The organism is uncultured Kordia sp., assembly GCF_947489565.1.
In the GTDB taxonomy this organism is placed as follows: domain Bacteria; phylum Bacteroidota; class Bacteroidia; order Flavobacteriales; family Flavobacteriaceae; genus Kordia.
This window is the reverse complement of the sequence record NZ_CANLEA010000060.1, coordinates 1-419: the sequence shown is the minus strand read 5'-3', so window position 1 is coordinate 419 and position 419 is coordinate 1. Positions and strand designations below refer to the sequence as shown.

1 protein-coding gene is annotated in these 419 nt (G+C 44.9%); it reads left to right on the top strand.

The genetic code is table 11. The features are described from left to right. A partial coding sequence (locus Q0845_RS27720; protein WP_298521210.1) for a Calx-beta domain-containing protein occupies nt 1-419 on the top strand: 419 nt, incomplete at both ends.

The window sequence follows — 419 nt, the reverse complement described above, 5'->3', positions numbered from 1 at the left end:
ACGATCACTGATAACGATACACCAGCAATGAGCGTAGGTGATGTAACGGTTGCAGAAGATGCAGGAACAGCGAGTGTCGCGGTGAGCATTGACAATCCAAGTAGTGTAGATACCGTTGTAAGTATCACTACAACTGATAACAGTGCGACCAATCCAGATGATTATACGACCACAACAGTCACAGCAACGATCCCAGCAGGACAAACGACAGTAGATGTAAGCATTCCAATTACAGATGATACTACAGGAGAACCAACAGAGGACTTCACTGTAAATGGAAGTGTAACAAGTGGAAACACATCTAACACAAATGATAGTGGAACAGTAACGATCACCGATAACGACACACCAGCAATGAGTGTAGGTGATGTGACGGTAGCGGAAGATGCAGGAACAGCAAGTGTCGCGGTAAGTATTGA